At 49.6% G+C, this 26,327-nt stretch carries 19 protein-coding genes and 1 pseudogene; 7 read left to right on the plus strand and 13 right to left on the minus strand.

Translation table 11 applies throughout. The features are described 5' to 3' along the window. Positions 1 to 103, plus strand: a pseudogene (locus tag CHL74_RS16345) (ISAon1 family transposase); the annotation flags it as partial. A gap of 182 nt (positions 104 to 285) precedes the next feature. Here the strand turns inward: CHL74_RS16345 and CHL74_RS12370 are convergent. The 6 genes from CHL74_RS12370 to CHL74_RS12395 form a co-directional block, all read right to left on the minus strand. Continuing rightward, complete coding sequence (locus CHL74_RS12370; protein ID WP_176452257.1) at positions 286 to 2,556, minus strand: CARDB domain-containing protein; 2,271 nt, start codon at positions 2,554 to 2,556, stop codon at positions 286 to 288. Positions 2,557 to 2,768: 212 nt separating this feature from the next. Further along, positions 2,769 to 4,397 (minus strand): helix-turn-helix domain-containing protein, encoded by a 1,629-nt coding sequence (locus CHL74_RS12375; protein ID WP_094881519.1) that lies wholly within the window; start codon positions 4,395 to 4,397, stop codon positions 2,769 to 2,771. 191 nt (positions 4,398 to 4,588) lie between these two features. Further along, complete coding sequence (locus CHL74_RS12380; RefSeq protein ID WP_094881521.1) at positions 4,589 to 6,427, minus strand: SusD/RagB family nutrient-binding outer membrane lipoprotein; 1,839 nt, start codon at positions 6,425 to 6,427, stop codon at positions 4,589 to 4,591. Between the two features lie 54 nt (positions 6,428 to 6,481). Continuing rightward, a complete protein-coding gene (locus CHL74_RS12385) occupies positions 6,482 to 9,754 on the minus strand; it encodes a SusC/RagA family TonB-linked outer membrane protein (protein ID WP_254923301.1) in 3,273 nt (1,090 codons plus the stop codon). Between the two features lie 273 nt (positions 9,755 to 10,027). After that, positions 10,028 to 10,504: a preQ(1) synthase gene (gene queF / locus CHL74_RS12390; protein WP_094881524.1), complete on the minus strand. Its 477-nt coding sequence runs from the start codon at positions 10,502 to 10,504 to the stop codon at positions 10,028 to 10,030. A 34-nt stretch (positions 10,505 to 10,538) separates the two neighbouring features. After that, complete coding sequence (locus CHL74_RS12395) at positions 10,539 to 11,228, minus strand: queuosine precursor transporter (RefSeq protein ID WP_094881525.1); 690 nt, start codon at positions 11,226 to 11,228, stop codon at positions 10,539 to 10,541. Between the two features lie 240 nt (positions 11,229 to 11,468). Here CHL74_RS12395 and CHL74_RS12400 point away from each other — a divergent pair, with 240 nt between their 5' ends. Continuing rightward, positions 11,469 to 12,011 carry a phosphatidylglycerophosphatase A family protein gene (locus CHL74_RS12400; RefSeq protein ID WP_094881527.1) on the plus strand — a complete coding sequence of 181 codons (543 nt, stop codon included), beginning with the start codon at positions 11,469 to 11,471 and terminating at the stop codon, positions 12,009 to 12,011. A 203-nt stretch (positions 12,012 to 12,214) separates the two neighbouring features. On the opposite strand, the gene dnaA is transcribed toward CHL74_RS12400, so the two are convergent. The 3 genes from dnaA to CHL74_RS12415 form a co-directional block, all read right to left on the minus strand. After that, a complete protein-coding gene (dnaA, locus tag CHL74_RS12405) occupies positions 12,215 to 13,627 on the minus strand; it encodes a chromosomal replication initiator protein DnaA (RefSeq protein ID WP_094881528.1) in 1,413 nt (470 codons plus the stop codon). A 363-nt stretch (positions 13,628 to 13,990) separates the two neighbouring features. Continuing rightward, positions 13,991 to 14,893, minus strand: coding sequence for an MlaD family protein (locus CHL74_RS12410; protein WP_094881530.1), 903 nt, complete (start codon positions 14,891 to 14,893; stop codon positions 13,991 to 13,993). Positions 14,894 to 14,930: 37 nt separating this feature from the next. After that, positions 14,931 to 16,265 carry an N-acetylmuramoyl-L-alanine amidase family protein gene (locus CHL74_RS12415; RefSeq protein WP_094881532.1) on the minus strand — a complete coding sequence of 445 codons (1,335 nt, stop codon included), beginning with the start codon at positions 16,263 to 16,265 and terminating at the stop codon, positions 14,931 to 14,933. Between the two features lie 216 nt (positions 16,266 to 16,481). On the opposite strand from CHL74_RS12415, the gene CHL74_RS12420 reads away from it, so the two are divergent. The 3 genes from CHL74_RS12420 to CHL74_RS12430 are packed head-to-tail and all read left to right on the plus strand — an operon-like array spanning position 16,482 to position 19,550. After that, positions 16,482 to 17,435, plus strand: coding sequence for a hypothetical protein (locus CHL74_RS12420; RefSeq protein ID WP_254923302.1), 954 nt, complete (start codon positions 16,482 to 16,484; stop codon positions 17,433 to 17,435). A 1-nt stretch (position 17,436) separates the two neighbouring features. Further along, complete coding sequence (locus CHL74_RS12425) at positions 17,437 to 17,679, plus strand: hypothetical protein (RefSeq protein WP_141241325.1); 243 nt, start codon at positions 17,437 to 17,439, stop codon at positions 17,677 to 17,679. After that, positions 17,676 to 19,550 (plus strand): hypothetical protein, encoded by a 1,875-nt coding sequence (locus CHL74_RS12430; protein WP_094881535.1) that lies wholly within the window; start codon positions 17,676 to 17,678, stop codon positions 19,548 to 19,550. The genes CHL74_RS12425 and CHL74_RS12430 overlap by 4 nt, the downstream gene beginning before the upstream one ends. 2 nt (positions 19,551 to 19,552) lie before the next feature. Here CHL74_RS12430 and folB read toward each other — a convergent pair whose 3' ends face one another. Both folB and CHL74_RS12440 read right to left on the minus strand, forming a co-directional pair. Continuing rightward, entirely contained in the window at positions 19,553 to 19,921 is a 369-nt protein-coding gene (gene folB / locus CHL74_RS12435; protein ID WP_094881537.1) for a dihydroneopterin aldolase, read from the minus strand. A 149-nt stretch (positions 19,922 to 20,070) separates the two neighbouring features. Continuing rightward, complete coding sequence (locus CHL74_RS12440; RefSeq protein ID WP_094881539.1) at positions 20,071 to 22,638, minus strand: adenosylcobalamin-dependent ribonucleoside-diphosphate reductase; 2,568 nt, start codon at positions 22,636 to 22,638, stop codon at positions 20,071 to 20,073. 167 nt (positions 22,639 to 22,805) lie between these two features. Between CHL74_RS12440 and CHL74_RS12445 the strand changes: the two genes are divergently transcribed. Continuing rightward, a complete protein-coding gene (locus tag CHL74_RS12445; protein WP_094881541.1) occupies positions 22,806 to 23,546 on the plus strand; it encodes a nitroreductase family protein in 741 nt (246 codons plus the stop codon). 73 nt (positions 23,547 to 23,619) lie between these two features. Here CHL74_RS12445 and CHL74_RS12450 read toward each other — a convergent pair whose 3' ends face one another. Together CHL74_RS12450 and CHL74_RS15880 are read right to left on the minus strand one after the other, a co-directional pair. Then, positions 23,620 to 24,117 carry a DUF6169 family protein gene (locus CHL74_RS12450; RefSeq protein ID WP_094881542.1) on the minus strand — a complete coding sequence of 166 codons (498 nt, stop codon included), beginning with the start codon at positions 24,115 to 24,117 and terminating at the stop codon, positions 23,620 to 23,622. Next, positions 24,104 to 24,247, minus strand: coding sequence for a hypothetical protein (locus CHL74_RS15880; protein ID WP_176452258.1), 144 nt, complete (start codon positions 24,245 to 24,247; stop codon positions 24,104 to 24,106). The genes CHL74_RS12450 and CHL74_RS15880 overlap by 14 nt, the downstream gene beginning before the upstream one ends. A 196-nt stretch (positions 24,248 to 24,443) precedes the next feature. Here CHL74_RS15880 and xseA point away from each other — a divergent pair, with 196 nt between their 5' ends. Then, positions 24,444 to 25,772, plus strand: a complete 1,329-nt coding sequence (gene xseA, locus CHL74_RS12455; RefSeq protein ID WP_094881544.1) for an exodeoxyribonuclease VII large subunit — start codon at positions 24,444 to 24,446, stop codon at positions 25,770 to 25,772. Positions 25,773 to 26,327 lie beyond the last annotated feature (555 nt).

A 26,327-nucleotide genomic window follows, 5' to 3' on the forward strand; every position in this document is an offset into this window, starting at 1 on the left:
TGCAGAATCTTTCAATGCAAAAGTCAAGCATTTCAGAGCACAACTTCGGGGTATCATTGACAAGAAATTCTTTCTCTTCAGACTAACAAGATTGTATGCTTAATCCACACACTTTTTCAGGTGAGCCTAAAATACCTTAGAATAGGTATGAAATCCCGATGAAATGTGGCTTTTTGACAAGGAATGTGGCATTAAAAGGGGGCAACGTCCTTGATGTCGTGATGATACGGCTTCAAGAGCGTTGCCCCCAGTTATGAAATGATGTCTCCTTACGGAGTTATGCTATTACTTGATGATTACCTTGCGGTCGTTGATGATGTATGCACCACGTTTCAGGCCGTTGAGTGACTTGATGTCCTTGCCAATCAGTTGACCGTCGAGAGTATAGACATTGTATGTCTTGGTGCCAAGAACATTCTCTACATCCTGAATGCCGTTGGTGGTGTCGACTATTGCGATAATCGGTTCAGACTCGCCGCTTTCGTACAGTGCTGTGATGGCGTAGGTGTATTTCTCGCCAGCCTCAGCTGTTTCGTCTACAAACTCCGTTTGATCGGGACTCATTGTCTTCAGCAGCTGGTCGTTGCGGTAGACGTTATAGCCCGTTACGATTTCTGTTCCCTTTTCGTAGGTGACGTCGTCAACGAGGAATATCATAGCGTCGTCTTCTCTTGTCTTGCGGTGGATGGCGAAATACTTGGCGCCTTCTGGCAGTTCTACGTTGATTTCTTGCCACTCGCCAGACTCTATGTCGTAGGTTTCGCCCAGCTTGATGAAATCCTTAAAGTCTGTGCCCATTGTAGAGTAGAGCACGTCGAAGGTCTCAAGGTTATATACGCCCGGCGAAACCAGATTGTTCACCCAGAAGGAGACGGTCTGCTTGTAACCTGACAGAGCGGGGCTTATGAGCCAGTCGTTTGCATCAATGTAGTCGCCATTGGCGAAACTGTAGAATGCTGCAAGGTATTTGTTGCCGCTGTGGGGCTTGAGGCATGGGAAGTTGCCCATAGTCTCAGAGTCAATCCAGTAGTTAAGCGGTTCCATCAGTATGAATGCGAACGGGTCGCCCTCGCCTGGATAAGGATAGGTGAAGATATTTCCGGTCTTAGTCTTCTCCTCACTGAATTTCGCTGTCCATTCGCCGAACTTGTCCTGCGACCATGAGTCGTACTCTTCAAAGCTGTCCGTAACCACCTTGCGTGCATCGGCGGGTGACGTCCAGCTTATGGTGTATGTGCCGTTGTTGTTGTCAGTGACAGATGCGCTCTCCGGTTTCTGCTTGTCAGAAACCTTAAAGGTCAGCGTGGTGGTCTTCGTGTTGTTTTCCGGCTTCATGTCGCCTTCGTATTCCACTTCCGCTTTCAGTTCCACAGAGCTGTTCTCCATGGTGATGGCTGCTGGATAACTGAATGTATAGACGGCCTCATCCATATATGCAAGGGCGGTTTCGGCCACTTTGGTGTCCTGAAGTTTGCCATCGGCATACAGTTTCACCTTGTATCCGTTGGCCTCCTGCAAGCCACGGTTCTCGACTTTCACTTTCACCTCGACGTTATCACCCTTCTTAGCTGATGGGGGAAGGATGATGGTCTTCACTGCCATATCGTTCTCACACTGGTCGGTAATGCTGATTTCGTCAAGCATTACAAACTCGTACTGACTGGCTGAAACCTTGAATTGCAGGAATAGATAAGGTAATGAGCCATACTTCGGGTCGATGTCTATCGTGTTTCTGATCCACTTGCCGTCCTCAGATACGGTCTGGATGGTCTGCAGTTCTTCCTCTGTGCCGTCTGGCTTCTGTATGGCTACGACTATCTTGGCGTCGCTATTCTCGTATGCCAAGTGGGTGAACTCCAGTTTCGGATGGATGGCTCCTGCAAGAGTCAGCTTACCAGTACCCATCACACCATAATCGTCAGAGCTGTTTGATTCGTACAAGATACATCCGTTGCCGTCGGATGAATCCTCTGTCATCATAGTGAACTCGGATGCGCCGTTGCTTCTTGCCCACCACATCGGGTTGTCAAGCTTTCCGTTCTTGAAGCTTTCCGCAAACGGCAGTTCGTATGGTGCGCCCACGATAATGCTCGGTGCCATGGCAACATTGCTTTCGCCAGTGGCATTTACAGCAGACACGCCGAAATCCTTCAGTTCCTGCTTGCCTTCGTTGGTGCGCATGTTGAGTGTGTAGCTTTCTTGTCCTACGCCGGTTTCGGCAATGAGAGTTTTGGTGATGTTGCCGTAAATGTTCTCAAATGTATATATATTATGTGAGAGTGAGGTCTTGTCCACGTAGCCGCCATTAACACCTTTATCGGCGTCTTTCCATGTGAATACCACGGAGGTGACATTATCTTGGGCAAATACGTCAGACGGAGTGCCGGGACGGTCTATATCTGTATCTGCTGTGATTCTTTCTGCTGTGACTCTTGATATCTTAACACCGGCGAAGGGCTTGAGGTTGCCCCGCTGAGATTTTTTTCCTAATGCTTTGTCTTGACCTATTGCGGTTACTGGCAACAATAACATCGTTGCCGCGAAACCTATGGCCATAAAAAACGGTCTTTTTATTTGCATAAGATTAATAATTAAAAACCCATCAGCAGAACTTCTTGCTTCGCAAATCATTTCGACGGACAGGCGTGGTTAGGTTAATGTATTATCGTCTGCAAATATATAGCTTATGCTTATAACGAGCAAATCCACTTACTCCATTTTCCCGAAAATGAAGAGAAAAGCGTCTGTATTACAATGATTTCGGGTTTTTATTCCACAGTATGCTCCTTGAGCCGGTCTTCTGCCACGAACTTCTGATATACGGATGGGGTTAGACCGGTGCATTTGCGGAACTGCTTGATGAAGGTGGTTTGCGACTTGTAGCCGACGCTCTGTCCTATGGCGGTGATGGTGAGGTTGGCGTATTCGGTGTCGTCGGTGAGACGTTCGCATGCTTTCTTTATGCGGCAGTCGTTGAGCAGTTCGGTGAACGACTTGCCGTAGTGGTCGTTGATGACCATCGAGACGTAGCGCTCGTTTGATCCGATGAGCTTTGCAAGCGAACCGACGGTGAATTCCTGCTGACAGTATTCGTCCGTTCCTTCCATTACTCTTTGTATGTCTTCAAGCAACTGCTGCTTCTGGTCGTCTTTCATATTGCTGGTGCGAGTAGCCTTGCGTTCTTCTGTTTCCGCCATATTGCTGCGGTTCATGTCGTAAAGCTTGCGGTAGCTCACCTCCAGATTGCGCTTCTGTCTGAGTACATAGAATAGCAATACGCTGATAAGGACGACGGCGATGATGCTGACAAGGAAGAGCAACTGATAGAGTCGGGCGTTATGACGATGTGTCTCTTCCTCCTGATGCAGACGGGTTATCTCTTTGTTGGCTTTGTCCACTTCGTAGATGAACTGCTGGTTTTTCACGACGTTGAATCGTTGTGAGTTGTAGATTGAGTCCATCAGGTTGAGATATTGGGCGTCGTATTGCTGTGCTATGGAGGTGTTGCCGCTTCGCTTCTGTATCTCCGCCATGTCGCGCAGCGTCTCCGGCACGTAATGCATCATGTGGTTTTTCTCAGCTGTCTGCATGCAGAGGCGGATGTAATGGAGGGCATTGCTCATGTCTCCCATTTCCATGTAGTTGGTGTAGATATGCGAATAGACGGAGCAGATAAATATAGCAGGCAGTTTGGCGGCGATAGATGTCTTGGCAAGGTCAATGAGAATTTTGTTGGCCTCGGCATAGTGTGCCTCTTCGGAAGTGAGAAGAGCTTTGGAGAAAGTTATGTAGAATTGGTTTTCTGCTGTTTCGGGGTGTGGCGATGTCTGTATAAGCTGGCTATACTTGCGGGCTTCCTTTAGGTCCTTGCGGTTGAGGCATACGCCGAAGAGATTGACAAGCAGCTTGAATGTCAGCTCTTTGTCACCCTTAGGTATGATGGCATAACCTTTCTTATAATATTCGAAACCCTTGTCATAGTCCTTGAACATGCAGTAAGCGTTTCCGATGTTCTTGTATATAGAGGCAAGATGCTCTTTCGACTTCGAGCTTTCGCTGAGTTTCAGTCCGGTTTGATAGTTCTTAAGTGCGTTGATATAGTTGCCACGGTCATAGAAGATGTCGCCAGCCTTCATGTTGGCAAGCGAGCAGTCGGTCAGTTCCTTGTCGGTCATATTGTCGTTTGTGCGTGAGCAAACGAGCATATACATCACGAGGGCCTTGTCGTCTTCATGTCGTTGGAGCAAGGTGTCGCCCATAGCAAGAACCTTCTCGGACGACCATCCACGAACTTCGCGTATGAGCGTTGAATACTTGCTGACGCCCGAAGCCGGTGACATCAGCGAATAAAAGGTCAATATGATAAGTAGCAGTGTCCTGCCAATATGGTTATTCATCGGTATAGTCTGAAAAATGATAATGCCATGACGGTTTCTCCATCAAGGCTTCATACGATGCAAAGTTAGCACTTTTCCGTAAAAAGAAAAACTTTCAAGGTGTTAAAATCAAATTTTGGACGATAAAGGTAATATAAAAAAAGAAGCCGTCACGTAAGCAATTACTTACGAAACGGCTTCCTATGGTATCCTTATCGGAAGTTGTTTGGTTTCATGCGGTTGCCAGCAGCATCGTTGGTGTCAGCCACATCCCACCAGAGGCGTGTGCCCTGGGTGTTGTTGGTCTGCAGGTTAGGATGCTGGATGAAGTACTTGTTCTGCGACTCGCTGTTCGGATAAAGCAAGCGCTTGATCTGCTTTCCGTTAGGAACGTCGCCTCCAGAGAAGTTGGTCTGCTGGTTGAGAAGGGCGGGATAGTCGGTGCGACGGAAGTCAGCCCAACCCTCGTTGCCGTTCGGGAATACTGCCATCCACTTCTGTGTGATGATGGCTTCGAGGATGGCTTCGCGGTCACCGCTGCTGAATACGCCCTCGTCCCATACCTTCAGACCGTCGATGTAAGCCTGAGCGTCAGCGTCGGCAATGTGATAATAGTCCATGGATGCCTTGACACCTGCACGGAAGTAGCCCTCTGCGTCAAGTGTGAGGTCGGCTCCAGTCCATCCTCTCAGAGCTGCCTCTGCCTTAAGGAACAACGACTCTGCGTAACTGAACCATACTGTAGGACGAGAATAATTGAACCAATGGTCATCGGGAAGATCCTTTGAGGCACCGTCCTTAACCGTACGTGTAAGACTGTACTTCAGAGGGTCCATAGAGATGTCGGGCGACTGGGCTCCACGCAGACATCCTACAAAGTCGTTGCGCAGACCGTCCTGACCGGTGGCAAGCGTAGCAGCTGTCATATTGCTGCGATACCAGCTCACAAGGCAGCGTGGGTCAATCTTCTTTGTTTCTGAATTGTTACGTCCCTTCTTTATGGTGTATTCCTTGCCGCCGTCAGAGAGGTTGCGATAAAGATTCTCCATGTCCTTAGAGAGTACGCTCTCGCCGCCATAAGCCACGGAGCACATGGCAAGACCGTTCTCGTCTCCGCCACTGTCTTCGCCACCCATCTCAACGGGAGCATGCTTAGGCACGGTCTGCATGTTGTCGTCATTGCTCTTCATCAGACCGTACTTGTTGTTGAGTGCAGCCTCTGCCTCCTTCTTTGCACGTTCAGGATTGACATTGCTGATACGCAATGCCATGCGCAGACGCATTGAGTTGGCGAAGCGGCACCACTTCTCGGCGTCGCCGAAGTAGCAGATGTCGTCCTTGTCAATCTTATACTGTGATGCGTCTTCCGGCTTAATGCTGTCTACAGCCTGCTCAAGCATGCGGAACATGGCGTCATAAACCTGCTCCTGCGTGTCGTATTCCACGTTGTTGGTCTCTGGAACCTTAGCCTGCACGTACTGACGGAACGGCATGTCGCCGTATGTGTCGGTGTTGGCGAGAGCGAGGAACGCATAGTATATGCGTGTGATGTAGTACATGTTGCGATACTTCTCAGGCGTATCGTTAAACTTGTATGCTCTCAGAAGGTCGCGATACTCGGTGGAGCGCTCCGTATAGAAGTGTGACCAGCGGCGTCCTGACCATCCGTCAGAATAGCCATAGTCAGGCGACTTCTTTGCGTGCTTGGGCTGATTGTTTGCCACGTATCCCGCATAGATGTCATGCGAGAGGTTGGTGGTTATCTGATAGTCGTTGTAATATCCCTGATAAAGGAATGTGCGGAAGGTGGCAGGAGCGTCTGCCAAAGCCTTATTGTAAGCCAACGAGTCGTCGTGCGACACGGCATAGTTGATGTTGATGTCTGCGTATTTGCCTTCGTCCGGTTTATCCGGAGTTATCTCGCCGCCCGCATTTTCAGAGCCATCCACGCCGTAGGGGTCGCGACTCATTTCGTCGAGGTCGTAGCATGACGCAAAGGTTAGCAGCGTTGTGGCTGCTATCAGACCGGTATAGAATATATTGCGTTTCATTGTATAGTTCTGTTTGTTTACTGTTTTTTTATTATTCCGTATCAGATGCTTCTGTTAGAAACCGATGTTAACAGAGAATCCGAATGTTCTTGTGTAAGGCACTGCCATGAAGTCAATTGCCTGTGAGAACATTGTCGTGTCATAACCGCCGTCAGGATTGCCCGGTGTGTGCTTCATGAGGAAGCAGAGGTTGCGTGCCACGAAGCTGAGCTTCAGCTGTGTGAGCGGTGTGCGGCGCAACACGGACTGCGGGAAGCTGTAGCCAAGAGCAAGCTCCTTCAGCTTGATGTACGAAGCGTCATGCACGAACTCCTCGGCAAATCCCTTCTGCGAGTTGTAGAGACCGATGGTGGAATAGTAGGCCTGTGCGCTTACCGGTTTTGTATTGGGCTTGCCGTCAGCGGTTACGCCGGGAACAACCATATACCAGTCCTTCACGCCGTTAATTTCCTTGTATTCGCCACGGTTAATGGTGCGGTCTGACGTACCGACAGCCGTAGCCATACCCTCAGACACCGAAACGATGTCGCCACCGAACTTCATGTCGAACATAGCTGTGAGCGAGATGCCCTTGTATGTGAATGTCGGTGTGACGGACATCAGAAGGTCGGGCTGGATGTTACCGATAGGATGGTCCAGCAAGTACTGCTCAAGGTTGCCGTCGCCGGTTGTTGCCATAGGCAGACCGTCGTCGCCGATGATGACGCGTCCCTGAGCGTCACGCTGCATAAGATTGTTGGCGAAGATGTCGCCGAGCTTTCCTCCGCTGACTGCACCTACCTTCACCGGCATGTTGCCGTCGCCGGCGAAATAGATGCGGTTGACGCCGTCTGCCAGTTCCTTTACTGTGGAACGGTTATGCGCGAAGTTGGCTGTGAGGTCAAACTGGAAGTCGCGTGTACGAACCGGCGAACCATATACCATAAGCTCCACACCGGTGTTGTTTATCTTACCTGCGTTCACCCACTGCTGTGTCCAAGGAGCCGATGCGTCCACGAGCATGGCCTGGTTCTTCGTAGTGCTATAATAATATGTGAAGTCGAATCCGAGACGGTTCTGGAGAAACTTCATGTCGAGACCAACCTCATATGATGTCTTAATCTCTGGCTTGAGGTTAGGGTTGAGGCGTACGGTGTTGATGATAGGCTTGCGGTTGCCCATCTCGAACTGGAACTTACGCACGTTGTAGAGATTGTACGGCGACGGATCCTTACCAACCTGGGCTGCAGAGAGGCGCAGCTTTGTGAACGTGATCCATTCCGGTAGACGATGGTCGATGGAGCGCATGAAGTCGGACACCACCCAGCTGAGTGATGCAGATGGATAGAAGAATGAGTTGTTCTTTTTCGGCAGAGTGGACGACCAGTCGTTACGTGCTGTAAGGTCGAGCGAGAGCCATTCATCATAGGCAAACTGAGCTGACGCGAAAACCGAATACATGGCGCGGTCGTGTCCGTCGTCTACGGCTGAGACAAGCTTGTTGCCGGTGTTGAGAATCCAGTTGTCCTTCTCCAGCATGTTCTGCACGGATGCTGAGAGCGTCTCATACTTCAGGTACATGATGTTGGCACCAGCCGTATAACCGAGGCGCAATTTCTTCGTAAGCTGGTTGTCGCCCATGAAGAGGAACTGCATGTTCTGCTCGAAGTGGTTCTCTTCGCCGCGTGACATGCCGTCTGTCACGAGTTTCTGCTCCCATCCAGTGCCGTCTGTAGAGATGGCTCCGTCACCCAATGAAAGGTCTGAAGTCTGGAGACGTGTGCGATAATAGTCGAAAGAATATTTGGCGCTGAACTTCAACCAATCAGTTAGGTTGAGGTTGGCGGCATAATATCCGAAGGCACGCCAGCGCTCGTCGCTGTTCTGGAATCTGTGGCGCACGTAGTAAGGATTGCTGTAGTGCTGGTCAGGACCGAACCAGTTTCGGTGGAGCTGGTTAGGAGAAGTATAGTTTGCCTCAAGGTCATTAAGGCTTACGTTGCCCGGCATGAGGAGCAGCTGTGCCACCTCGCCGTTCAGACCAGTGTAAGGACGGTTCTCTGCCTTAGTGTGCGATACGGAAATCTTGCCGTCCAATGACAGCCATTTGTTGACTGTAGTGCCGGCGTTGAGGTCTACGTTGAGCTTGTCGAGCGACTCGTCCTTGAACAGGCCGTCGTTGGCATTGAATCCTACAGAAAGACGGAAGTGAGACTTGTCCGTGGCTGAACCCACGGCTACGGTATGGAACTGTGAGAATCCTGTACGGAAGTAGTCCTTCAGACGGTCGCCTGTATATGAATAAGGAGCCTTCTCGCCGAGCCAGTTGGTCTGCATGCTGCCGTCGAAGCGCGGACCGAATGCCAGTTCGCCCGTCATTGTTGTGGGGTTGCTCTCTTCGTCCTTGTTGAAGAGCAACTGTCCCTGCGAACCCTGTCCGTAGAGCTTCTGCATCTTCAGAGTCTCTGCAGCCTGGCTCCATGTGAAGTTGCCGCTGTAAGATACGCCGAAGCCCTGCTTGTGTGAGCCTCGCTTTGTGGTAACGAGGATTACGCCGTTACCTGCACGTGATCCGTAGAGAGCAGCAGCGTTCGGACCCTTAAGTACTGAGATCGACTCGATGTCCTCCGGGTTGATGTCGAATGATGTGCCACCACGGTCGTAGCCGCCGTATGCAGAAGCCTCAGAAGTCTGGTCGTCGGTGAAAGGAACGCCGTCAACAATCCATAACGGCTGGTTGTTGTCCGTAAGTGAAGAGTTGCCGCGGATGGTAATCTTAGTGGAACCGCCAAGACCGGTGCTTGCCGTATTCATCTGCAGACCAGCCACCTTGCCGTCCAATGCTCCGGTCACGGAAGGGTCGCCAGTGGTGTTAAGGGCGTCCGCCTTGATGTCCTGTACGGAATAGCCGAGCATTTTCTTCTCGCGCTTGATGCCGAGAGCAGTCACCACCACCTCGTCAATAGACTGCTGGTCGGGCTGCATGATGATGTCGAGACTGGATGATCCGGAGGCTTTCAGTTCCTTATTGCGATAGCCAAGATAGCTGACAATGACTGTTGGATGTGAAGCAGAAGTACGGAGTGTATAGTTGCCGTCGATGTCGGTAACGGTGCGCTCCTCGGTGCCCTTCACGTTTACGGTGGCGCCAATAAGCGGTTCTCCGTTCTCGTCTGTCACGTGTCCTTTGAGCGTAGTCTTGCCGTCCTGCTGGACGAAAGCGTTGAATTCGGATGCTGGAGCGTTGCTGACGTTTCCGGCAAGAGTCCATTGGAATGGTGCGGCAGCGATGACAAGTATCATTGCCTTACGCGACCACTTCAGAGTTAGTAACGGTCGTGTTCTCATAATTTTTTCCTTATTGTTGTTTTTTTTGATGTTCAGTAGATAGCTGATGTCGTATGATTTAGGTTAACGGATACAACATCACGTATCAATATAACAATCTATAAGGAAAAAACACTTAAGGAATCTTTATGGTTTTATGCAATTTCTTGCACAGTAAGGAAAAAAGTAAGGTTGAGAATTGAATTTTGAGAGTTGAGGGTTATACCATATGGTTAGAAAGATTACTCATGGGGATTGGTATATCTCAACTCTCAAATTCTCAATTCTCAACCTTTACTTGATGTCGTGTGTGGCAAATCTTTCTTCTGCCAGACGCTCGTACTTGGTACCTTTTCTGCCGTAGTTGGCGTAGGGCCAGATAGAGATGCCGCCTCTTGGGGTGAATATTCCTGTCACCTCAATATACTTAGGGTCCATAAGGCGGATAAGGTCCTTCATTATGATGTTGACGCAGTCTTCATGGAAGTCGCCGTGATTGCGGAAGCTGAAGAGGTAAAGCTTAAGACTCTTGCTCTCCACCATCTTCACGTCGGGGATGTAGGAGATGCGGATTTCTGCGAAGTCGGGCTGACCGGTGATGGGGCAGAGGGATGTAAACTCCGGGCAGTTGAATCGTACCCAATAGTCGTTGCCGGGATGTTTGTTTACGAAAGTCTCGAGCACCTCAGGTGCGTAGTCGTCACGGTAGCGTGTGTTAGAACCAAGGGCCTTGAGTCCTTCGTCTGTACGGTTATTTGAATTTGTAGCCATTGTTTTTTTATGAATTCAATAAATAAGGATGTTGTTAAATGTTGAATATCTTCCAGATGCTGTAGTTGACGTTGTTGTCGTAGACGTCCTCGCCTTCGTAGCGCTTTGTGGCTCTCACCACGCGGATGGTAACGGGAAGCACAAGGATTTCGTAAAGCGTCTTGAGCACAACTTGCGAGATGATCAGTATGGGCAACTCACGCAGTGGCACTACGCCTCCCAATGCCAACGGGAAGAAAATCAGCGAGTCGGCTGTCTCGCCGTATACCGTACTGAGGATTGCTCGTGCCGAGAAGTTGCGTCCGCCTGACGATATCTTCATGCGGCTCATTACGTAAGCATTGACAAACGAACCGATGATGAAAGCCACGAATGAGGCGGCAGCGATGCGTGGAGCAAGACCGAAGATGGCATGAAATCCGGCTTCGTTGTCCCAATAGGGAGCGGCTGGAAGCAGGTCGCACAAGGCGCCGAACGTCACGAAGAGGAAGTTCATGGCGAAGCCGGTCCATATCAGCATTCTTGCCTTGCCGTATCCCCAAACCTCGCACACACAGTCATTAATGATGTATGAGATAGGAAATACTATCAGTCCTCCCGTTATGTTGAACGGTCCTACGGATATTTGCTTTGTCTCGAGTACGTTTGCCGTAATGAGGCAAACACAGAAGAGTATGCTGAAAAGCATAAAGAGCACACTCACTGTCTTCTTTTCTTTCTGCATTGTTCTTGTTTTTTAAGAGGTTTACCAAGCACTCTGTTAATAATGTTTATTAAGCCCATTTCTTCAAATGGACTGCAAAGTTACTTATTTTCGGACAGTTATGCAAGTTTTTCAGCCTCGCCGTCCCGTTTTTAATGATGGTCTCGTATTTTTTCCTTAACTTTGCAAAGATTTTAGAGTCACCTTTTTCTGACTTGCTTTAAATTTATTGTTACATCTTAAAGACTTACATATTATATAATGAGTAATAACAACAATCATCAGTTGGGTGAGGCACCCTGGTTTCATGTAGCGTTATCAACGGGTTTTGGCGTCGGATTCTGGCCCTGGGGACCTGGAACATTAGGAGGCTTTGTGGCTCTTCTTACGTGGATTGGTCTTTATCTGCTGCTTTCTCCAATGTGGCTTTTTGTGGCAACACTCGCTCTTGTGGTGGGGTCGCTGCTGCTTGGAGTGTGGACCGATAATGTCATGGAGCGCTATTGGGGCGAGGATCCGCGTACTGTCATCATCGATGAGTATTTCGGAACGTGGGTGGCATGTCTGCCTGCCTTGTTTGTTGATGGTCCTTCGTATGTGGCAATATCGCTTGCTTCGCTTGGTTTCGTGCTGTTCCGTGCCATTGACATCACCAAGCCGCTCGGCTGTCGCTGGGTGGACAAGCACATACATGGCGGTTGGGGCTGCATGCTGGACGATGCTTTGGCTGCGTTTTATGCCTGCATTGTGGTGCTTGCCGTGAGATTCTGTAAAGTGGTTGAGTTTGTTGCCGACCTTTTTTAAGAGCACATTTCATTACGCCGTGTCTCCGAAAAAGTGAGATACGGTGTGTCTATGGTCTTGTTTAAGAAAAAATATAGGAACTGACGTTGTATAATAGTCTTAATATTGGAATTATATAAAGTTGGTCGGTTTTGGTTTAAACGCATGAAGCCGGACAAGAGAAACAGGCATTGCCCTTCCCTTGTCCGGCTTCATCGTTATTGTCAGTTCCTTATTTTAAATGAATTTTCGATGCTTGATATCTCGCTTGAGAACTTGCGATCTACCTTCAGACGCTGCTCCACCTGGTTGCAGCTGTATATAACCGTAGAGTGGTCACGTCCACCCACGAGTCGTCCGATGCGGCTTGCCGGCATCTTGGTGTATTTCTGTGCAAGGTATATTGATACCTGACGTGCCATAACATAGTCCTTCTTACGGCTGCGACTGTTGATGTTGGCAGGCGTAACATTGTAATGCTGGCACACGCTCTCGATGATATCCTCCACGGTAAGCGGGTTGCTCTCCACCTTTACAGAGTGCTTGATGACGCGTTCTGCCAGCTTCATGTCGATGCTGCAGTTGTAAACCACGCTGTATGCCATAAGTGAGTTTACGACACCCTGCAGGTCTCGCACGCTGCCGTTAGCTGTCGAGGCTATGAATTCCACTACGTCCTCAGGTATGCTGAGGCCTTCATGGCGTATCTTGTTCTCCAGAATGTCCACACAAAGCTTCACGTTCGGCTTCTGCAGCTCTGCTATAAGGCCGCAAGAGAAACGTGTGATGAGACGCTCGTTCATTCCCTTGAGCTGTACGGGCGGACGGTCACTGGCGAGTATGATGCGCTTGCCGTTGCGGAACAAATGGTTGAAGATGTGGAAGAAGGTGTTCTGTGTGCCCTTCTTGTCTTCCCATTCCTGTATGTCGTCCACGATAAGAACGTCTATGGTCTGGTAGAAATTGATAAAGTCGTTGATGGTGTTGCGCAGTACGGCGTTGGTATACTGCACCTCGAAGAGGCGTGCGCTGATATAGAGCACTCTCTTTTCTGGGTATATTCGCTTTGTCTCGACGCCGATGGCATTGATGAGGTGTGTCTTTCCGCATCCTGAAGGACCGAAGACGAAGAACGGATTGAACTGCATGCTCTGCGGATTGTCGGCAATGGTCTTACCGATGGTACGCGAGAAAAGGTTGCTGCTGCCTTCTATGTAGTTGTCGAAGGTGAGCTGCGGGTTGAGCTGCGAGTCAATCTGCTGCGGAGCAAGGCTGTCGAGAGTGTTGGGCGACTCGTTGGCATGCTCGCGCTGCTGTGGCTTGAGTGTGTCTTCAACGGGCTGTTCGCCTTCCATTGTCTGTGTCTGCTTGTTCTCCTTGTCAGTTACAATACGGTACGACAATTGTATGCCTGAGCCAAATTCGCGGCTAAGCGCCACGTGGAGCAACTTGACGTAGTGTTCTTCAAGATACTCACACACGAAATGACTGGGCACACGTATCACCACCATCTTCTTTTCCTCGTTGAAGGCTTCGAAGACGATGCTCTTGAACCATGTGTTATATGTCTGCTCTGAAATGTTCTTGCTGATGAAGGCAAGACATTTGTCCCAAAGCTTTTCAGGACTAATGTTCATTGGCTGTGGTACGTGTTGTGTCTTTCGACCGTTTGTAAACTATAATTCCGACTGCAAAATTAGTAATTATTTTTGAGCTGAGCAAATAAGCTGCTTTTTTATTATTATTGAATGTATACGTTTTGTAATATAAATGACTCTTTTCCCGTTAGTTATGCTATTCTTATATATATGTTTTGTTCTTTGTATAAATAAGCGTAATCTGCTGATAATCTGCATATTGATGTTTTTATGTGTGTTTTGGAGTTTTTAGTGAAACATTGGCTAAATGCGCTTATCTCATTGAAAAAAAACGGCTTCAGAGTTGTTCTGAAGCCGTGAAACAATATCCTTTCGGTATTTATACTAAGTATATCTATGCGCTTACTTGTCTTTCTTTCCGAATACGGAGAAATGGACGTAGCGCTTCGGATGCTGACGAAGGTCAATGAGGAGCGAGTCGGCGCTTCTCATAGTAGAGTTCATGTTGTTATACATGGTCGGATCGTTCATCAGTTTGCCGAGTGTTCCCTCGTTGCTGTTAAGGCGGTCTGTGAGAAGCTTCACGTTAGCGATGGTCTGGTCCACCTGCTGCTTTGTTGTCGCAAGGTCGAGGTCAGCGAGGTTGGATGTGAGGCGGTTGGTGTTGTCCAGCACGCCGTCAGCCTTTGCCATCATCGTAGGCACGCCCTTGTTGAGTGTCTTCATAAGTGTGTTGAGCTGTGCAGAAGATACGGTGAGGTTCTCCGTTACGGTCTGCACGTTGTGTAGGCTTTGTGCGAGAGCCGGGTCAGCAAGCAGGGTGTTGAGGCTTGAGAGGATGCTGTCCAGCTTCGGCAGCATGTTCTCTATGGCGGGCAACATCTGGGCTGCCTTTCCTAAAGCACCTGCGTCAACGTCGCCAAGGATGGTTTCGCCCGGCATAACTCTCTCTCTCGGGTTATTGGCGAGTAGGAGGTTCACCTTCACGTTGCCCATCATGTCGCTCTCGATGACAGCCGTACTTCCAACCGGGATGCGCATGTCTCTGTCTATTCCTACCACCACGCGTGGATCTTCTTTTCCAGAATAGTCGTAGATGACGCTCTTGACGGTTCCTACCTTATATCCGTCAGCATATATCGGGCTCGAAGCTGAGAGTCCGCTGATATCGTGAAATTGTATGTAATAGTCGTCAGTTGACGAGAATATGTTCAGTCCTTTCAGGAAGTTCATTCCGAAAAACAGTATTATCACGCCTACGATGGCTACGAGCGCGATTTTCACTTCTTTATTAAATGCTTTCATATTCTTATTTGTTTCTGTTCGTTGTTTTGAATTCTTTTTATCTGTTTCTGTTCTGTTTGAATTCTCTAATAGCCTGATTGACGTCCATCTTTACGCCGTTCTTGAATGCTATGATGAACGCTTGCGGGAACTGCTCCAGAATCTCCTTGCGCTTTCTGTACGTCGTGTTATAGTTATTGGAGGCGCCGGTGGTATATTTCCACATGCCGTTCTCCTGATAGCATTCCACGTCCGTCAGTCCCTTGAAGTTAGGGTCGCTCTTCTTTAGTTGTCGGCTTGCTGCAATAATCTGCACCTTGAACACCGGCTTGCTGTCGTCCGTCTTTTCCTTTACGGTTGTCTGCTTCGGCTTTTCAGTCTGTCTGGGCTTGTCAGCTTGCTTGGTCTTTTCGTTCTGTTGCCTTGTCTGCTGCCTTCTTGCAGGGCGGTCGTTTCTTTCAGACTGGCGGTCGTTGTTTCTGACACTTACTTCGTTCGCCTTGGTGTCTTGTTCCGCCTGTCTTGCGTCTGCCACGTCAGAGTCGTTCTTTTGTGTGTCGCTTTGCTGTGTTGTCTCAGGCAATGGGTCTGACAATGGCTTGTACGGGATGGTCATTCCCGTGTCATACTTGTTCTTGTATTCTACGAAGGCGTTGTATATGCCGCGTGCAATCTTGTCTATCTGATTCTTGTCGTTCAGCATTCGCTCTTCGTCGGGGGTTGAGATATATCCGAGCTCGATGAGGCAAGCCGGCATAGAGGTCAGCCTGAGTACGGCAAGGTTCTGCTGATGCACTCCCTTATTGGGACGGTTAGCCACCTTGCATACATGTCTTTGCAGCATCTTTGCCAGCTCGATGCTCTTTGTAAGGTTTCGGTCCTGTATAAACTCAAACATGATATTGCTTTCCGGCGAGTTGGGATCGAAGCCTACGTAATGCTGTTCATAGTCTTTCTCGAGCAGAATGACGGAGTTCTCACGTTTTGCCACTTCCAGGTTGGTCTTCTTGGCATGCGAGCGTCCGTCACCGAGCGTGTATGTCTCGAAACCTCTCATCGTGTGGTTGCCTTGGAGAGCGTTGGTATGTACGGATATGAAGAGGTTTGCCTTCTTGCGGTTGGCTATTTCGGCGCGTTCGTACAAGGGGATAAACACGTCAGTCTTGCGTGTATACACTACAGTAACGTCGGGGCAATTACGCTCCACGTAGCGTCCGAATGCGAGTGCCACATTCAGGTTTATGTTTTTTTCCTTCGAAAAGCTGCCCGGTGCTCCGGTGTCTTTTCCACCGTGTCCAGGGTCGATGCAGAGTGTAAACTTACGGTTAGCGCCGGCTGCTACCGACACGAACGTTATGATGAGTATTATTGAAAGCAATATTTTTTTTGCCATAAATGAGATGCTGTAGGTTGGTCCAAATGTCTGAACTGCAACTTATTTTGGTGCAAAGATAGCGAATAAATCGTAAAAACGACGGCAAACTCGGAAAAACATGTTAGTATATTTTGCTTTGTCTTGTATTTTGCGTAAATTCGCAATATATTAAAGAAAAATATACAAATCTATAATTATGGCTCTTAAGTTATTCTATAAGAGCATCATATTGCTATGAAGACACTTAGATATATACGCTTTGCCGCTGCTGCATTATGTGCGGTCTTGTTGGCTATATTGACGGTGGCGTGCCACGATAAGAGGCAGCCGCGGTCGTCAAGGGTGCGGTCTGTCTATTACTGGAGCACCACGCTGAACATTGACTCCACGAAGACGGCTTTCCTTCGTGCCCACGGCATATCGCGTATGTATGTCCGCTACTTTGATGTGGTGGCGGACGCGAGTGGGAGAGCGGTGCCTAACGCCACGCTTAATTTCGTTACTGCAATGCCACAAGACGTCGACATTGTGCCTACGGTATTCGTTATGCCCGAATGTCTTCGCGGCGACCGCAAGCAGTTGGCTTCGCTCATCGTCAAGCGCGTCCTCCAGATGAACGAGACCAATGATGTCAAGGATGTCAAGGAGATACAGATTGACTGTGACTGGACTCTTTCCACACGCCGACTCTATAATGACTTCATGCAGGCTATGCTCGACGAATGCCATAGCCGACAGCTCCAGCTCTCGTCCACCATCCGCCTTCACCAGCTCGCACAGACTCCGCCACCCGCAGACCGTGGTGTGCTGATGATGTATAACACGGGCGATGCCACCGACATACGTTGCCACAAACCTATTCTCGACCTGCATGACGCAGCCCCTTACCTGCCTTATCTGAAAGACTATAAGCTCAGCTTGAGTGCTGCTTATCCCGTCTTTACGTGGCGCATCCTGTTCCGTGGCGGTCAGTTCGTAGGCTTTGTCCATTACGATGGTGAATACCCGATACTCTCCAGCGACTCCATTGCCATCCGCCAACCCTCCCTCTCCGATATTATCTCAGCCGTAAACGCTATAGGCAGCCGACGTCCTGAAGCCAATGACGAGATAATACTATTCGATCTCAATAACAACAATATTAACCGATTAAACAACGATGAGTATGAAAGGATTTTTAATAATTAGTTTGATTGCTGCCCTGCCGCTCATTGACGCCACGGCATGCATATCCGAGGGAAATACGCATAATCGTTATATGTTCTCCGTCTTTCGCCATGAAGCCATGACCGACGGTCCTGCATACTTGTATGATATAGATCGTTTCTGGCAGGATTATATGGGGGAGAACGGTCCCATCGGTGTCGATTACTTTAAATGGAACCGTGACGCAATCCTGAGACTGCCAAGGAAAGAAACGATGAGGAGATGACAGCGTACATCAATTTGCTTAATCGTTACTTCAAGGCTTGTGAGGATTACGCCCGTGACGCATGGAGTTATCCCACGAAGGAGGATTTCGCACATCGGCATCAGACATTCTCCGATGTTCTCACCGCTGCAAAGGCATACGGCGGCAATACATTACGTCCGCAATACGTGCTGCTGCAGATGCGTGCAAACATGATGCTCGGCAATGACAATCTTAACGTAGCATTGTGGAAGACCTCAGCATCCAGCCTTTCTCAGAGTCCGTGGCGCGAAGCCATGCGCAACATCTATGCCCGTGCCTTGCTCAAGACAGGACAGCGTGGTGCTGCCTGCGACATCTATGCCGAGCAGGGCGACGTACAGTCCATCAAGTCTGTTATGCGCAACTATCGCAACCTTGCCGGCATAAGGACCATCTATGCAGAGAACCCTAACGCCCCGTCGCTCAATTACCTTGTGCAGGACTTTGTAAATAATGTGCAGGAAACGATTGATCAGAAGGCGAAAGGTGATAATGATGCTGAATGGTTTAAGCAGATAGATGCCAAGCAGGTGTATCGTAAGGAAGCGATGGCGTTTGTACAGTTTGCCCTTAATGCCGCCAACGACAGTAAGGTGAAGTCGCCGAGTCTGTGGCTTGCGGCTGCAAGCATGATTGACTATCTGTTCGGAAACACGGAGCGTGCTATGGCGGAAGCCGAAAAGGCTGTTGCTTCTGACGGCAGTCAGCGCATGCGCGACAATGCCCGTGCCATACGCCTGCTTGTCTCGACGCGTGCCAACAAGCCTACAAAAGAATATACTGACTATCTGCTTGGCGAGTTCCGTTGGCTTGACAATAAGATAGAAGAGGAACGTGGCAGCAGCTACTCTTATAGCAATCACTATACTGACGTGAAGGAACGCGTGGTTCATCGCGGTCTTGAACAGCTCTTCCGCCGTGCAGGTATGGACAATACTGCCCTTGCCTTGTGTGCCATGACGAATGCTGATGACAAGTATTTCTATATGGAGCAGAGTCAGGCCGACCCTACTATATATAGCGAAAACACGAACGTGACGTACAGTCCGTGGAACGAGTATTTCTGCAAGATGGACAGTCTTACTGCCGACCGCCTTGCCGACTATTACCGTTATCTCTCGTCCAGCCATGACAATGCCTTTGACGAATACTGTGCTCAGAACTCTTACCATGATGCCGACTACTTCAATGACCTTATCGGAACAAAGCTGATAGCCGAGGGACGTTTTGCCGAAGCCATACCGTATCTTGACGGCGTGTCGATGTCGCTTCTTTCTTCCCAACTCATAAGCGCTTACTCGTCACAACGCCGTTATGACGTGCCGCGATGGTTCGGCAAGCAGAGGGTCAGCGAGTGCTATGAGCCGGTAACAGTAAACCGTAACATAAAGCTCGACTATTGTCGCGATATGGCTGACCGCCTAAATCGCTACAATCTTGCACGCGAAGGCGCTGCTAAGCAGCAGATGGCTTACGACCTTGCCGTGCGTTATTATCAGGCTTCATGTTACGGCGACTGTTGGTTCCTCACTCATTATTACAGCAGCGTCATGGATTCGGCTCGCTCTTGGGAGAAAGACTTTGCCGCTGAGACGGTGAAGTATCTTAATGTGGCTAAGCGAAGCGACGACCTGCAGTTGCGTTACCACTCCGTTTACGCCCTTGCGTTCATGCCCGTAGACAAGTGGGCTGAATTTGAGTATGACGGTAAAGTTATTCTCTATCCGCACTCTGCTCAATACGAGGCGTTGTACGAACTTAGCTTGTTTGCAATGGCTTATCCCAATGTCGTGGACCAGTATACGCGTCGTTGCGACGTGCTTAAGAGGTACGAATATTATCTGCCTTAGCTTTAGGCATCTCCGCGCGTTACAGTTATTTCAACCCCGGCTCCGTTACAGTCGGCACCCATCGGCGGGTTGAGTTTGGTGATGCGTAGCGTTATAGAGGTGATGTCCGCATAACTTGCCATAAGATGGTCTGTTATGCGGCCCGCCACATGCTCTATTAGTTTTGACGGGACATTCATCTCCTCTTTTATTATATTGTATACCTCGGCGTAGTTGAGCGTGTCAGCTACGTCGTCGGTATACATTGCCCTTGATATGTCATATCCCACGCGTACATTTATTATATAGTCATTGCCAGTGAGCTGCTCTTGAGGCAGCACACCATGACACGCGTGCAGACGAATGTCGTCTATATGTATGAAAGATTTCATTATCTAAATTGAGGAATAGATAAGTTTAGAATTGAGAGTTTAGAATTGAGAGTTATGATTACTCTATATTTATACTATTATAATATATACAATTAAGCATATCATAACTCTCAATTCTCAACTCTCAATTTTCAACTATAAATTGTGATTTATCCGCAGCGTGAAGCACCGCAGTTCTTACATATCAGGCATCCTTCCTGATAGACGAGAGTCTCCTGTCCGCATGACGGACACACCAGTCCTTTGGCTGCCGTTCCGTCCACCATGTATTTCTTGAGTGCACGTTCCACACCGTTCTTCCATGTGTTGATGCTCTGGTCCTTAAGCTGCAGCGAGCTGACGAGTTTTATTACGTGGTCGATAGGCATACGATAGCGCAGCACTCCGGAGATAAGCTTGGCGTAGTTCCAGTATTCCGGGTTGAATTTCTCCGACAGTCCCTCCACCGTGGTCTTATATCCGCGCTTGTTCTCGAACTGGAAGTCATAGCGCTTCGTGCCGTCGGGGTTGGTCTGCTTGATGATGCGGCCCTTCGTTACGGTCTTGGGAAGGGCTATTCCTTCTTCGTCGTCCTGCAGTCCGGTGAATATCTCGTAAGGATAGCCGTCCAGCAATCCTACGAAAGCCACCCACTTCTCCTTGTTGTTCTGGAAACGAACCACGTCACAGTCCAGTTCCTTCGGACGTGTCTCCGTCACTGCCATTACCGGTATGCGGTCTGTGCTGACCTTCTCCTTCTGGGCAGCGTTTTTCTTCTTGTCCTTCTTTGAAGCAGAAATCATCACACCCGAGCGGCTGCCGTCGCGATAGATGGTACATCCCTTACATCCCGAGCGCCAAGCCTCTACGTAAAGCTTGCCAACGAGTTCTTCGCTTACGTCGTTCGGGAGGTTTACGGTCACGCTGATGGAGTGGTCCACCCACTTCTGAATGGCGCCCTGCATTCTCACCTTCATCAGCCAGTCCACGTCGTTGGCGGTGGCTTTATGGTACGGCGATCGTGCCACGAGTTCGTCTATCTCGTCCTGGGTGTATCGCTTGCTGGTGTCGATGCCGTTCACCTCCATCCATGTGAGGAACTTCTTGTGGTAAACGATATACTCCTCGTATGAGTCGCCCACCTCGTCCGTGAAGTCCACGTGTACGTCAGCGTCGTTGGGATTCACCTTTCTGCGGCGCTTGTATACGGGCATGAATACAGGCTCGATGCCGCTTGTGGTCTGTGTCATGAGCGATGTGGTGCCGGTCGGAGCGATGGTCAGACAGGCGATGTTGCGGCGTCCGTATGTCATGATGTCGTCGTAGAGCGACGGGTCAGCCTCCTTTATTCTGAGGAGGAACGGGTTGGCAGCCTCACGCTTCGCGTCGAACACCTTGAAAGCTCCGCGCTCACGAGCCATGTCTACGGAAGAGCGGTAGGCGGCGAGAGCTAGTGTGCGGTGTACGCTGACGCTGAAGTCGGTGGCTTCCTGCGTGCCGTAGGTCAGCCCCATTGCTGCTATCATGTCGCCCTCAGCCGTGATGCCCAAACCGGTGCGTCGTCCCTGCGAGCTCTTGTCCTTTATCTTCTCCCAAAGATGATATTCGGCGTGCTTGATGTCGTCGGTCTGCGGGTCGTGCTTTATCTTGTCCATGATAAGGTCAATCTTCTCCAGCTCCAGGTCGATGATGTCGTCCATGATGCGCTGTGCCTTAGCCACGTGCTCCTTGAAGAGATCAAAGTCGAAGCTTGCCTCCGGAGTGAACGGATTGCGTACGTACGAGTAGAGGTTCACTGAAAGCAGACGGCACGAGTCATACGGGCAGAGAGGTATTTCGCCGCACGGATTGGTGCTGACGGTGCGGAAGCCGAGGTCAGCGTAACAGTCAGGGATGCTCTCGCGTATGATGGTGTCCCAGAATAGGATGCCCGGCTCGGCGCTCTTCCATGCGTTGTGCACAATCTTCTGCCACAGCGCCTTGGCGGAAATCTCCTTCTTTACCTGCGGGTCTGCGGAGTCGATGGGGAACTGCTGTGTGTATGGCTTGCCGTCAATGGCAGCCTGCATGAATGCGTCGTCAATCTTGACGCTCACGTTGGCTCCCGTCACCTTTCCTTCCGTCATCTTGGCGTCGATGAACGCCTCGCTGTCCGGATGCTTGATGCTTACGGAGAGCATAAGGGCTCCGCGGCGTCCGTCCTGCGCCACCTCGCGAGTGGAGTTGCTGTAGCGCTCCATGAACGGCACAAGGCCGGTGGATGTCAGCGCCGAATTGTTTACGGGCGACCCTTTCGGGCGAATCTGCGAAAGATCATGACCCACGCCGCCGCGACGCTTCATCAGCTGCACCTGCTCTTCGTCCAGGCGCATGATGGCTCCGTACGAGTCGGCGTCGCCCTCAATGCCTATCACGAAGCAGTTGCTCAGCGATGCCACCTGGTGGTCGTTGCCGATACCGGTCATCGGGCTACCGGCGGGTATGATATATCTGAAATGGTCGAGCAGACCGAACACTTCCTGCTCATTCATGGGGTTGGCGTATTTGCTCTCTATGCGAGCAATCTCCTTAGCGATGCGGTGATGCATGTCTGTGGGCGACACCTCAAAGATGTTGCCGAAGCTATCCTTCATGGCATACTTGCTCACCCATACACGGGCGGCGAGTTCGTCACCGTCGAAATATTTCAGCGAGGTTTGGAATGCCTCGTCGTAAGAGTATGTTTTCTGATTTTCCATTATATATATGTAGATGTGTTTTCTCTTGACCGTAATGTCTGCAAAACTACAATAATAATTCCATATATAAGAATCATTTCATATATATTTTGAGAAAAAGCATACGCCTCCTTTCTCTTGTTTCCGTTAAAAGCGCTACCTTTGTGGAATACTAAATAACAAGAAAAATGAAGACCATAAACACACGACGTACAATACGTAAATATGCCACCCGTGAGGTGGAAAACGAGTTGCTCCACCGCCTTCTTGCTGAGGCTGAGCGCACGCAGACAATGGGCAATCTCCAGTTTTACAGCGTAGTGGTAACACGTGACGACGAGATGAAGCGCCGTCTGGCTCCCGCACATTTCTGCCAGCCGATGGTGACGGAGGCTCCCGTGGTGCTGACGTTCTGCGCCGACACCCGCCGCACCACCAAGTGGGCGGAATGCCGTGACGCCAATCCGGGATTCTCCAATTTCCTCTCCTTCATGAACGGAGCAACGGACGCCCTGCTTTACTGTCAGACGTTCTGCAATCTGGCTGAGGAGGAAGGCCTTGGCTGCTGCTTCCTCGGCACCACCGTCTATAGTCCGCAGACCATCATCGACGTCCTTCAGCTCCCGCCGCTCGTAATGCCGGTGGCCACCATCACGCTCGGTTGGCCCGACGAGACACCTGAGCTTACTGAGCGTTTGCCGCTTGAGGCTGTCATGCATGAGGAGGTCTATCATGACTACACCCCGCAACTCATCAATCGCTTCTACGAGGAGAAGGAGTCGCTGCCTGAGAACCGCCGCTTCGTTGAGATAAACAACAAGCAGACTCTCGCGCAGGTCTTCACCGACTGCCGTTACACCAAGTCGGACAACGAGCAGATGTCCGTAACCATGCTTGAGGCTCTACGCAAGCAGGGATTCCTTGATTAGAAAGAGTAAGAACGCAATCAAGGGGTCTATATGCCATCTTTCATCGTGGCATATAGACCCCTTGATTGTGTTGTTATTCGGGTTTTGTTTGAAAGAAACCGATAAATTCATCAAAATCTCGAAGAATGTCGTTCAATTTAGGATTATTCTTTTGAACTATAATGGCTATGTAATTGTCTACTTCTTCATCTCTAAGAATTGAAACTTTGACATAAAACCTATCTCGTTTATCGAATTCGTTAAACCATCTGGTAAAAAGACGAGCCCGCATAGCCAGTCTGCTATCACCCGTTTCACATTGATATAGAAGAATGTCTGGATTAGTGAGAAAGAATTCTTCAATAATACATTGTATTGTCTCTTTAACTTTAGAATCGTTAGGAGATATCTTCTTGTTTTCATTGAGAATGGCGAATTCATACGCTTTTTCATCCTCCCATATATTATTGTTTTCTACAAATTCTATTCTATACTGGACACCATGATCCGTTAAGAATTTATACGAACCATTGTCTATCCAGACCTTATAAGGAGAATGAAAGTTGAGACGAGTTAAATTAAAGGCTTGCATAGCAGTTAGTTGCCTCCTGACGTGCTTTGGCAAAGTCTATCTGAGCCTTTGCTTCCATTTCTTTTTTACGTTTAACCATGTCTCGTAATACTGCAATTGCTTCTTCACGAGTTTTTATCTTTAAAGCCATATTTGTTCATTTAAAAGTTCTACTTCTTGTTCAGTTACAAAGCTAATCTTTTATTTTGAAAGCGCAAAGAAAACGTGAGAAAAGTTTCGAAAAACATAGTTGTAGCTCTTGAAGACAATTATTTGTTGAAAGAAAAGTATGATATATTGCATATTAACTTTAACTTTGCAAAAGTTCACTAAAGACGCAAAATCGTATGGATATATATAATCATAATCAGACGGAAGCTCCCGTAGCGCTCTCACTATACGAGCTTAACAGCCTCGTGGCTGAGGCCATTAGCATCGGCGTGCCCGGACAGTACTGGGTGGAGGCGGAGATTTCGGAAGCGCGGGAGGTGCGCGGACATTGCTATCTTGAGCTGGTGGAAAAGGACGACCGCTCCAATACGCCAGTGGCTCGCGCCTCGGCGAAGTGCTGGCAGAACCGATGGTCCATCATCCGTCCCATGTTTGAGCGGGTGACGGGACAGCGCCTGCATGCCGGAATGAAGGTGATGCTGCGCGTGTATGCCAACTTCCATGAGGCGTACGGCTTTTCGTGGATAGTGTCCGACATCAATCCTGAGTATACTTTGGGCGACCTTGCCAGACGACGTAAGGAGATTGTGGAGCGTCTGAAGGCGGACGGTGTGTTCGACCTTCAGCGTGAGCTTCTCCTGCCGATGTTCGCGCAGCGCATAGCTGTGGTGTCAAGTGAAGGTGCTGCTGGCTTCGGCGACTTCTGCCGACAGCTCCATGACAATGCCGGAGGCTATCAGTTTGATGTCCGCCTTTTTCCTGCCGTGATGCAGGGTGAGGCTGTGGAGAGAAGCGTGGTGGAAGCGCTGAACGCCATATATGAGGTGCAGGAACAGTATGACTGTGTGGTGATAATCCGTGGCGGTGGCGCCACCAGCGACCTCTCCGGCTTCGACACGCTTGCCTTGGCGGAGAACGTGGCTAACTTCCCTCTTCCCATCATCACCGGCATCGGACATGACCGTGATGAGACTGTGCTCGACCTCGTGGCTTTCGCTCATGTGAAGACTCCGACGGCGGCTGCCCAGCTGCTTGTGGACCATCTCTCGCAGACGGCGGCTCTTGCCGACCGCCTCTGCCAGCGTGTCGTCCTTGCGGCACGTCGTCGTATGGAGATGGAGCAGGGCAGACTGCGTTCGCTCGCAAGCAGAATACCCGTGCTCTTCTCTCTTGTTGGCGAGAAGGAGACAGGACGTCTTGACCGCCTCACGGCACGCATAAACAGCTCTTTGGCTCTGACCTTCTCTGCCCAGCGCCAGCACCTCGACCGCCTCGCTGCCTCCGTACGCGATCAGACCCTACGCCGTATCACCGCCGAACAGCATCGCCTCGAAATGCTCGAGCGTCGCGTAGAGGCGGAGAACCCCGAAAGACTCCTGAAGCGCGGCTACAGCATCACCACCTATAAAGGACGCACCGTCCGAGACGCCTCCCAACTCCCGCCCGACGCAGAAGTGGAGACGCGTGTGGAGAACGGCAGCTTCCGTTCGCGTGTGGTGAAGTAGTGTTTTTGACAGGAAGATATGTTTCTTAGGGAAAGGAGTAACTGCAATGCCGCAGGCAGGAACTGAAAGTCAGCGGCGCGAAGCGGAAAGCTAATGCTCGCGGCTCCTACTCTATGTTTGCTTTGTCAATCATCGACTTTAGCTCTTTTGACACCCTCCACGCCCCCACGAACAGTCAAGCATTAGCTGCGAGTAGCCACGGACAAGCTGATAAAGCTCTCTTCTTTGTACTTGGGTGATATACCAGAAGAGGGGTAAAATCACTCTCCTTCAGTGACGATTCTTTTGCCAAGTTCGATTTTAGCTTCCCTCCTGTACCAAGGTTGCTCAATTATACTACCATTTAATTCTAAACATTCCAAATTAAGAGTTATAATGTCACGATCATTAACTGCATCATATGCTGAAATAGAATATTTCAGTTTTTGGGCTCATCCGATAAAGTCCGTGGCATCCCTACCCAAATATATCAACGATACATGATAGATTTTCCGTAAAGATGTTTACCTTTGCTGTATGAAAAATGATGTCAGCATTAATATGTACAAGGGACTT

The sequence above is a fragment of the Prevotella sp. 885 genome, from assembly GCF_002265625.1.
In the GTDB taxonomy this organism is placed as follows: domain Bacteria; phylum Bacteroidota; class Bacteroidia; order Bacteroidales; family Bacteroidaceae; genus Prevotella.

Coding starts and splice junctions, on each gene's coding strand:
- CHL74_RS12370 (WP_176452257.1), bottom strand. CDS start 2,556: ATGGCCATAGGTTTCGCGGCAACGATGTTATTGTTGCCAGTAACCGCA.
- CHL74_RS12375 (WP_094881519.1), bottom strand. CDS start 4,397: ATGAATAACCATATTGGCAGGACACTGCTACTTATCATATTGACCTTT.
- CHL74_RS12380 (WP_094881521.1), bottom strand. CDS start 6,427: ATGAAACGCAATATATTCTATACCGGTCTGATAGCAGCCACAACGCTG.
- CHL74_RS12385 (WP_254923301.1), bottom strand. CDS start 9,754: ATGAGAACACGACCGTTACTAACTCTGAAGTGGTCGCGTAAGGCAATG.
- queF (WP_094881524.1), bottom strand. CDS start 10,504: ATGGCTACAAATTCAAATAACCGTACAGACGAAGGACTCAAGGCCCTT.
- CHL74_RS12395 (WP_094881525.1), bottom strand. CDS start 11,228: ATGCAGAAAGAAAAGAAGACAGTGAGTGTGCTCTTTATGCTTTTCAGC.
- CHL74_RS12400 (WP_094881527.1), top strand. CDS start 11,469: ATGAGTAATAACAACAATCATCAGTTGGGTGAGGCACCCTGGTTTCAT.
- dnaA (WP_094881528.1), bottom strand. CDS start 13,627: ATGAACATTAGTCCTGAAAAGCTTTGGGACAAATGTCTTGCCTTCATC.
- CHL74_RS12410 (WP_094881530.1), bottom strand. CDS start 14,893: ATGAAAGCATTTAATAAAGAAGTGAAAATCGCGCTCGTAGCCATCGTA.
- CHL74_RS12415 (WP_094881532.1), bottom strand. CDS start 16,265: ATGGCAAAAAAAATATTGCTTTCAATAATACTCATCATAACGTTCGTG.
- CHL74_RS12420 (WP_254923302.1), top strand. CDS start 16,482: ATGAAGACACTTAGATATATACGCTTTGCCGCTGCTGCATTATGTGCG.
- CHL74_RS12430 (WP_094881535.1), top strand. CDS start 17,676: ATGACAGCGTACATCAATTTGCTTAATCGTTACTTCAAGGCTTGTGAG.
- folB (WP_094881537.1), bottom strand. CDS start 19,921: ATGAAATCTTTCATACATATAGACGACATTCGTCTGCACGCGTGTCAT.
- CHL74_RS12440 (WP_094881539.1), bottom strand. CDS start 22,638: ATGGAAAATCAGAAAACATACTCTTACGACGAGGCATTCCAAACCTCG.
- CHL74_RS12445 (WP_094881541.1), top strand. CDS start 22,806: ATGAAGACCATAAACACACGACGTACAATACGTAAATATGCCACCCGT.
- CHL74_RS12450 (WP_094881542.1), bottom strand. CDS start 24,117: ATGCAAGCCTTTAATTTAACTCGTCTCAACTTTCATTCTCCTTATAAG.
- CHL74_RS15880 (WP_176452258.1), bottom strand. CDS start 24,247: ATGGCTTTAAAGATAAAAACTCGTGAAGAAGCAATTGCAGTATTACGA.
- xseA (WP_094881544.1), top strand. CDS start 24,444: ATGGATATATATAATCATAATCAGACGGAAGCTCCCGTAGCGCTCTCA.